The organism is Streptomyces thermoalcalitolerans (genome assembly GCF_039525155.1).
In the GTDB taxonomy this organism is placed as follows: domain Bacteria; phylum Actinomycetota; class Actinomycetes; order Streptomycetales; family Streptomycetaceae; genus Streptomyces; species Streptomyces thermovulgaris.
In genome coordinates, this window is record NZ_BAAAHG010000104.1 from 1 (window position 1) to 6,942 (window position 6,942).

Annotated in this window: 7 protein-coding genes and 1 pseudogene; 2 read left to right on the forward strand and 6 right to left on the reverse strand. The window is 70.2% G+C overall.

The genetic code is table 11. From position 1 onward, the window contains the following. The 3 genes and pseudogenes from ABD224_RS28700 to ABD224_RS28710 all read right to left on the reverse strand — a co-directional run. A partial coding sequence (locus tag ABD224_RS28700) for a pyridoxal phosphate-dependent aminotransferase (RefSeq protein ID WP_344055156.1) occupies positions 1-1,350 on the reverse strand: 1,350 nt, incomplete at its 3' end. 152 nt (positions 1,351-1,502) lie between these two features. Beyond that, positions 1,503-2,678 carry an aldose epimerase family protein gene (locus ABD224_RS28705; RefSeq protein ID WP_344055159.1) on the reverse strand — a complete coding sequence of 392 codons (1,176 nt, stop codon included), beginning with the start codon at positions 2,676-2,678 and terminating at the stop codon, positions 1,503-1,505. Between the two features lie 77 nt (positions 2,679-2,755). Next, positions 2,756-2,995, reverse strand: a pseudogene (locus tag ABD224_RS28710) (ABC transporter permease subunit); the annotation flags it as partial. 239 nt (positions 2,996-3,234) lie between these two features. On the opposite strand from ABD224_RS28710, the gene ABD224_RS28715 reads away from it, so the two are divergent. Next, positions 3,235-4,014 (forward strand): SCO2400 family protein, encoded by a 780-nt coding sequence (locus ABD224_RS28715; RefSeq protein WP_344055161.1) that lies wholly within the window; start codon positions 3,235-3,237, stop codon positions 4,012-4,014. Between the two features lie 67 nt (positions 4,015-4,081). On the opposite strand, the gene ABD224_RS28720 is transcribed toward ABD224_RS28715, so the two are convergent. Next, on the reverse strand, positions 4,082-4,531 hold the full coding sequence (locus ABD224_RS28720) for a MarR family winged helix-turn-helix transcriptional regulator (protein ID WP_344055163.1): 450 nt from the start codon (positions 4,529-4,531) through the stop codon (positions 4,082-4,084). Between the two features lie 95 nt (positions 4,532-4,626). Between ABD224_RS28720 and ABD224_RS28725 the strand changes: the two genes are divergently transcribed. Continuing rightward, a complete protein-coding gene (locus tag ABD224_RS28725; protein ID WP_344055165.1) occupies positions 4,627-5,625 on the forward strand; it encodes an NADP-dependent oxidoreductase in 999 nt (332 codons plus the stop codon). Between the two features lie 86 nt (positions 5,626-5,711). On the opposite strand, the gene ABD224_RS28730 is transcribed toward ABD224_RS28725, so the two are convergent. Both ABD224_RS28730 and ABD224_RS28735 read right to left on the reverse strand, forming a co-directional pair. Next, a complete protein-coding gene (locus ABD224_RS28730; RefSeq protein WP_344055167.1) occupies positions 5,712-6,401 on the reverse strand; it encodes a hypothetical protein in 690 nt (229 codons plus the stop codon). A 179-nt stretch (positions 6,402-6,580) separates the two neighbouring features. Continuing rightward, positions 6,581-6,942, reverse strand: a 362-nt coding sequence (locus tag ABD224_RS28735) for a transposase family protein (protein ID WP_344055169.1), incomplete at its 5' end; no start/stop codon positions are given.

Here is a 6,942-nt window from a genome sequence, read left to right on the forward strand (position 1 = left end):
CCCGCCACCGGCCGGCTGCGGGGCGGGTGCGGCCGACGCGGTGGCGGCGAGCGGCGTGCCGCCGCCGGCGGCGGCCGGTGCGGTGGACTGAGCGGCCTGCGTCCGCATGCCGGAGCCGTTGGTCTCGCTCACCAGCCGGTCCACCGCCGCCGTGCCCGAGCTGTAGCCGGCCCTGGTGCCCTGCTCGGAGCCGGCGGCTTCCTTCGCCTTCTCCTTCCCGGTGTCCTTCCCGCTCTCGTTCTCGTAGAGCACCTGCTGCATGGCGGACACCAGGCGGCGCACATCCACCTCGGGGCGCACCACGAGCCGCAGGAAGCGGCTGGAGGAACCGATCTTGTTGCCGCACTCGCGGACCAGGATCCGGTGCTCGGTGAGCAGCCGGTCGCGGACCACGGTGCCGTCGGCGCCCAGGGGCAGACGGACGAAGAGGAAGTTGCCCTGGGAGGGGTAGACCGTCAGACCGGGCAGCGCGGAGAGGTGGCCGGCCATCTCCGCCCGGTCACGGCGCACCTGCTGAAGGCTCCGCCGGTACTCCGCGCTGTGCTCCTTCAGCATGAACACCACGTGCTCGGCGAAGGAGTTGAGGTTCCACTTCGGCAGCATCGAGCGGACCTTGCCCGCGATCGCGGGGTTGGCGACCAGATAGCCGAAGCGGATGCCGTGCAGACCGAAGTTCTTGCCCAGGCTGCGCAGCACCACCACATTGGGGCGCAGCATCGCCTCCTGCACCACGCTCGGCTCTTCCTCGGCGTCGGCGAACTCCAGGAAGGACTCGTCGATCACCACCAGGTCCAGATCGGCCATGGCGTCCATGAACTGCACCAGGGCCTGCCGGTGCTGGAAGCCGCCGTCGGGGTTGTTGGGGTTGCAGATCACGGCCACCCTGGTGCCCCGCTTCCGGATGAACTCGGCGTACTGCGCCAGGTCCAGGACGAAGCCGTTCGACTCCTGCAGCGGGAACATGTCGACCCGCTTGCCGGTCTCCATGGGCTGGTCGGTCCAGCGGCCGAAGGTGGGGACGGGGACGGCGAGGGACTCGCGCACGAGCAGATGGTCGATCCAGGTGATGAGCTCCGTCGAGCCGTTGCCCATCGCCACGCACTGCGGCGGCAGCTGGAGCAGGTCGCACAGCTCGGCGGTGATCGTCTCCGCACTGGACGGGTAGTACGTGATGATCTCCCGCAGCCGCGCCGCCATGTCCTGGAACATCTCGGGCGTGGGGAAGTAGGGGTTGCACGGGATGCAGAAGTCCACCGGGCCGGTCTCGTCGCCGCTCTCCCGCGTCAACGCCGCCATCGACGGACTGTGGGCCGTGGTGCTGCGGAACAGCGAGGTGACGTTCTCGGCCATGGAACCTCCGTAGGTGGCGGGCCCGGTGGGGACGGCCGGGCCCGTCGTCTGGGGCGGCCCGCGCGGGGGAGCACGGGCCGCCCATGGATACGGAGGCGGGCGCGACGCCGTTCAACCCATGTGGGGGGAGCGTGACTTGGGGATGGACACGATCATCGCACGCCGAACGAGTGGATCGTCGTCGTCCGGTACGTCCGCCCCGGCCGCAGCACGGTCGACGGGAAGTGCGCGTGGTTCGGCGAGTCCGGGAAGTGCTGGGTCTCCAGGCAGAGGGCGTCGCCCTGGCGGTAGGTGCGGCCGCCGGTGCCGGTGAGGGTGCCGTCGAGGAAGTTGCCGGAGTAGAACTGCAGGCCCGGCTGGTCGGTGGCGATCTTCAGGGTGCGGCCCGAGCGGGGGTCGCGCAGGGTGGCGATGTGCTCGGGACGGGCGGTGACCCCCTTGTCCAGCACCCAGTTGTGGTCGTAGCCCTTGGCCTGCACCTGCTGCGGATGACCGGCCCGGATGTCCCGGCCGATGGGCTTGGCACGGCGGAAGTCGAAGGGAGTGCCCGCGACGCGCGCCAGTTCGCCGGTGGGGATCAGGCCCGGATCGGTGGGGGTGTAGCGGGAGGCGGCGATCGTCAGCTCGTGGTCCTCGATCGTGCCGCTGCCCTCGCCGGCCAGATTCCAGTAGACATGGCTGGTCAGGTTGACGACGGTGGGTCTGTCGGTGGTGGCCTCGTAGTCGATGCGCCACTCGCCGTGCCGGGTGAGGGTGTACGTCACCTTCACCCGCAGCGTGCCCGGGTAGCCCATCTCGCCGTCGGGGCTGGTGCGGTACAGGCGCAGGCCGACGTCCGGGCCCTCGGCGAACGGCTCGACCTCCCACACGTGTTTGTCGAAGCCCCGGGCGCCGCCGTGCAGACTGTTGTCGCCGTCGTTGACGGAGAGCCGGTACGTCGTGCCGTCCAGGGTGAAGCGGCCCTTGCCGATCCGGTTGCCGTAACGGCCGATCAGGGCGCCGAAGTACGGGCTGGACTCCACATAGGCGTCAAGGGTGTCCAGTCCTAAGGAGACGTTCGCGTAACGGCCGTGCCGGTCGGGGATCTCCAGGGACTGGACGATGCCGCCGTAGGAGAGGACCTTCATCCGGGTGCCGCCGTTCGCCAGCGACCAGCGGTGCACCTTCGTGCCGTCGGGGAGCCTGCCGAACAGCTCCTTCACCGGCTTTTCGCGCCCCGGGGACGGACGGGTGACCGAGGAGGCGGCCTGCGCCGTGCCCCCGAGTGTGCTTGCCGCGAGGCCCGCTGCCGCGGCGCCCGCGATGACCGTGCGTCTGTTCAGTTCCATATGCGGCTCCTGCAGGACGGGGCCCCGCCTTCCGCCAGGCGGGGCCGGAGCTGAGCTGTGAACCGGACGTGCACTTGCCACACGTCGAACCCGACCGTCACCAGCAGAGCCAGGCCCTTGACGACCTGCTGCCCGTCGGTGCCGACGCCGAGAAGGTTCATACCATCGTTCGGTACGCCCAGGACAAGACCGCCGACGATCGCTTCGGGAAGGGTGCCCGCACCGCCGCTCAGGGAGGCGCGCCCGATGAACACCGAGGCGATCGCCTCGAGTTCGTGGCCGACGCCCGCCTTCGGAGAGGCCGCGTTCGGCCGGGCGCCACCACCGGAGCCGCCAGGGCCTGCCCCTCAGTCGTGGATGACCGTTCGGTGTGTCGCCATACGTTCGGGATGCCGACGCGACAGCAAGGAGCGGGCGCCGAAAGTGCCAATAGAGGTCAATGAGTCCAGACAGATAACGGTTTCGGTGATCCTCTCGACAACTCTTGCGATTCCCCACGGAACTTTCACACGAAAACCTGGGAACACCCTCGCGCGGAACCTAGTCTTCCCGCGTCATGAACTACTGCCACCCGTGCCAACGGCACCTGAACGGCGCTCTGGCCTGCCCGGGGTGCGGTACTCCCGTGGAGGCGTACGCCGAGTCCGCGGCCGTTGAGCCCGTGGTGGCCGGGGAGGGACCGCCCGGGAGCGGCGAGCCCGAGGCCGCCCCGCAGCAGACCGACCGGCAGCAGACCGGCCAGGACGGATCCGGAGCCGGAACCACGACGGCGAGCCGCCATGGCGGCAAGGCCGCGCCCCGGCGCCGCCGGGCCCTTCTCGTGGCCGCCGGTTTCGTGCTGGCCGCGGGCGGCCTGGGCTTCGCCGGACTCGGCGCCGGCGCCTCGGGCCCCTCCGGCTCCGAACCGGCCGCGGTGGAGGACGACGGGCAGTCCGGTGACGGCGCTTCGTCCCCGGACCCGGAGGAGACGGCCGGCCCCGCCGACGCCACGCCCAGGACCGCCACGAGCACGGCCTCACCCAACGCCTCGGCGTCCGCGTCCGAGTCCGCCTCCCCGTCCGCATCCGCGTCCGAGGACGACGGGCAGCCCGGGCCGGACACGACGGAGACGAGCGCCCCGCGGCCGTCGACGCAGGCGCCGAGGAACGGGGGCGCGGCCGGCGGTACGGCCGGGGGTACGGGCTCCGGCAGCGGCGCGGGCGCCGGCGCTTCGAACCCGCCGTCTGCTCAGACTCCCCGGCCGACGAAGCCCCCGGCGGAGGACCCGGGGCCGTCGGACCCCGAGCCGACCCCGACCTCGAGCGAGTGCAACCGGTTCCTGTGGTGGTGCACCTGACCCTGCGTCGGCCACGGCCCGCGTCACCCACCCGGGCGACGCGGGCTCAGGAATTCCAGAGTCCTCGTCAATTCCAGGAATTCTCGTTCACCATCCGCCGCAACAGGTCCCGCAGAACCAGCCGCTCCTCCTCCGACAGGGCGGCCAGCGGCTCCCGTGCGAAGCGCAGCCCCTCCCGCAGTTCCCGGGCCACCCGCCGCCCCTCCTGCGTCGCCGCCGCCAGTTTCACCCGCCGGTCGGAGGGGTCGGGCCGCCGCTCCACCAGCCCCCGTGCCTCCAGCCGGTCCATGATCCCGGTCACGTTCGACGGCTCGCACTTCAGCTTCTGCGCGAGCTTCCGCATCGGCAGCGGCTCCAGTGACAGCAGGCTCAGCAGCCGTGCCTGCGCGCCGGTCAGGGCGTGCTCCCCGGCGGCGGCCTCGTAGTCCTCGTGGAACCGGGCCACGACGTCTCCGATGAGTTCGATGACCTCCAGGGTCAGCACGTCGGGGCGCCGGATGTTCGGTGCAGTGGCCATGGCACCAGGGTACCCATTTGCTTGACAAGCTGAAATATTCAGCTCAATTATCGTTTCACGATATGAAGTAAATGGAGCGGACGGAAGGCGCTGTCATGATCAACCGCGAGTGGCACCTGCTCAGCCGCCCGGTCGGCCTGCCCGGGCCCGAGAACTTCGCCCTGGTCGAGACGGAAGCCCCGCAACCGCGCGAGAACCAGGTCCTCGTGCGCAACACCCACCTCTCCGTCGACCCCTACATGCGCGGAAGGATGAACGCCGGCCGGTCGTACGTGGACCCCTACGAGCTGGGCAAACCCATGGAGGGCGGCGCGGTCGGCGAGGTCGTCGCCTCGAACGCCGAGGGCATCGCCGTGGGCGACCACGTCCTGCACTTCGGCGGCTGGCGGGAGTACGCCGCCGTGGACGCGCGGCACGCCGTCAAGGTCGATCCCGAGGCCGCGCCCCTGTCGGCGTACCTCGGCGTCCTCGGCATGCCCGGACTCACCGCCTACGCGGGCCTGCTGCGCGTCGCCTCCTTCAAGGAGGGCGACACCGTCTTCGTCTCCGGCGCGGCCGGCGCGGTCGGCAGCCAGGTGGGCCAGCTGGCCAGGCTGAAGGGTGCCTCGCGGGTGATCGGCTCGGCCGGCTCCGACGAGAAGGTCAGGCTGCTGCTGGAGGAGTACGGCTTCGACGCCGCCTTCAACTACAAAAACGGCCCCGTGAGCGAGCAGCTGCGCGCCGCCGCCCCCGACGGCATCGACATCTACTTCGACAATGTCGGCGGCGACCACCTGGAGGCCGCCGTCGGCTCCCTCAGGCAGGGCGGCCGCATCGCCCTCTGCGGCATGATCTCGGTCTACAACAACACCGAGCCCGCCCCCGGCCCGAGAAACCTCGTCCGCCTCATCCAGGTCCGCGGCCGTATCGAGGGCTTCCTCGTCAGCGACCACTACGACCTGCAACCGCAGTTCGTGCGCGAGGTCGGCCCCTGGGTGCGCGACGGCCGCCTGAAGTACCGCGAGACGGTCGTCGAGGGCATCGAGAACACCCTGGAGGCCTTCCTCGGCCTCCTGCGCGGCGACAACATCGGCAAGATGATCGTCAAGCTCTGACACTGGACGCGAGGCGCGGCAGCCGAAGACTTCCGTGATGCCCTGGCCCGCGGATTCCCGGACCCCGGCCGTCGTCGGGACCCGGATCACTCAACGTCATTGAGCACTTCGGCTGCCGCGCGGGGATCCATGATGTTGGACCATGCCTGTTCCGCCGGAAGGAGCTCCCGCTCCGGGAGGGCGTATTCCGGGTACCAGCCCTCCACCTCGCAGCCGGGAACATTGCGCAGGATGACGGTCGTGAGGTTCGGTGGCACGGAGCCGGTGATCCGTACGGCGAGGTAGGTCTCATGACCGTCATCGGCGCGGACCTGCAGCCCCAGGGTGAAGGTGTCGAAGTCCACGGCGTGCTCACGGCCGTCCCGCAGAGAGGCCCGCACCAGGGTGAGCAGAGTGGTGCGCAGTCGGCGGACGAGGCGGACACCTGCTTCGGCTCGGTACCGGATGTGGTCCTCACGCGTCGGCAGAAGATGCGCCGTGGACGTCACAGTTTTCAGCGTCTCGGCATGCGTGGCGTTGTGCCGCGCACGAGCCGCTTTGCCCTCCGCCTCCAGCTTGGCGTAGAAGTCGTCCCCCGAACCGTCCTCCCGCTTTCCGGCCGCCACCAGCCATGGCAGGTCCGCGTCTATCCAGACGGCTCCACGCCAGCGCTGCACCTTGACCTTGAACAACACCTGGTCGTCGATGGCGCGAATGCGCTCATGCTTGGCCTTGGTGTCGGCGAACTGTTCCACCGCTTTGGCGACGATCGGATGGTCCGTCTCGTCCAGCGGCACAGTGACCGGCGGGAGGGGCAGACCGAGGTCTTCCCGCAGACAGCGCAGAGTGGGGCGTGCGGGGCGTGCTAAGCGTATGGGGCTCTCGGTTCCGCTACTCGTCGATCCCGCCGACCGCGTCGATCTCCTCTGCGGTCAACCCGGTCAGCAGCATCACGTCCGACTTGAGTGAGGTTTTCTCAACGCCTTTCGTTCCATGCGTTGTTGAGGACGAGGGCGGCCTGAGCGATGGCTCCGATGCGGCTGGGGCTGAGCGTGACATGTTGCAGGGCACGCCAGCGCTGTTTGAGTTCGGCGGCGGCTCGCTCGCCCAGGGCTCGGATGCTGCGCAGGAGCCGGTTGTGGGTGCGGGTGTCCGGCGCGAGTGGGGAGGCGATGTCGGGGTGCGGGCGGAAGGGGGTGTGGATGCCCTGGCCGGCGCCGGTGTAGCCGACATCGGCCAGGGTCGGCAGACCCTGGCGGGCTGCGGCGTACAGGGCGGGCAGGGCGTGGATGCGGGCGGCGCGCAGGTCGTGGACGGATCCGGGTTCCACGTCGGAGA

What these genes read in the sequence shown, in the direction of transcription:
- ABD224_RS28705 (WP_344055159.1), bottom strand. Translation starts at nt 2,678, where the DNA reads ATGGAACTGAACAGACGCACGGTCATCGCGGGCGCCGCGGCAGCGGGC.
- ABD224_RS28715 (WP_344055161.1), top strand. Translation starts at nt 3,235, where the DNA reads ATGAACTACTGCCACCCGTGCCAACGGCACCTGAACGGCGCTCTGGCC.
- ABD224_RS28720 (WP_344055163.1), bottom strand. Translation starts at nt 4,531, where the DNA reads ATGGCCACTGCACCGAACATCCGGCGCCCCGACGTGCTGACCCTGGAG.
- ABD224_RS28725 (WP_344055165.1), top strand. Translation starts at nt 4,627, where the DNA reads ATGATCAACCGCGAGTGGCACCTGCTCAGCCGCCCGGTCGGCCTGCCC.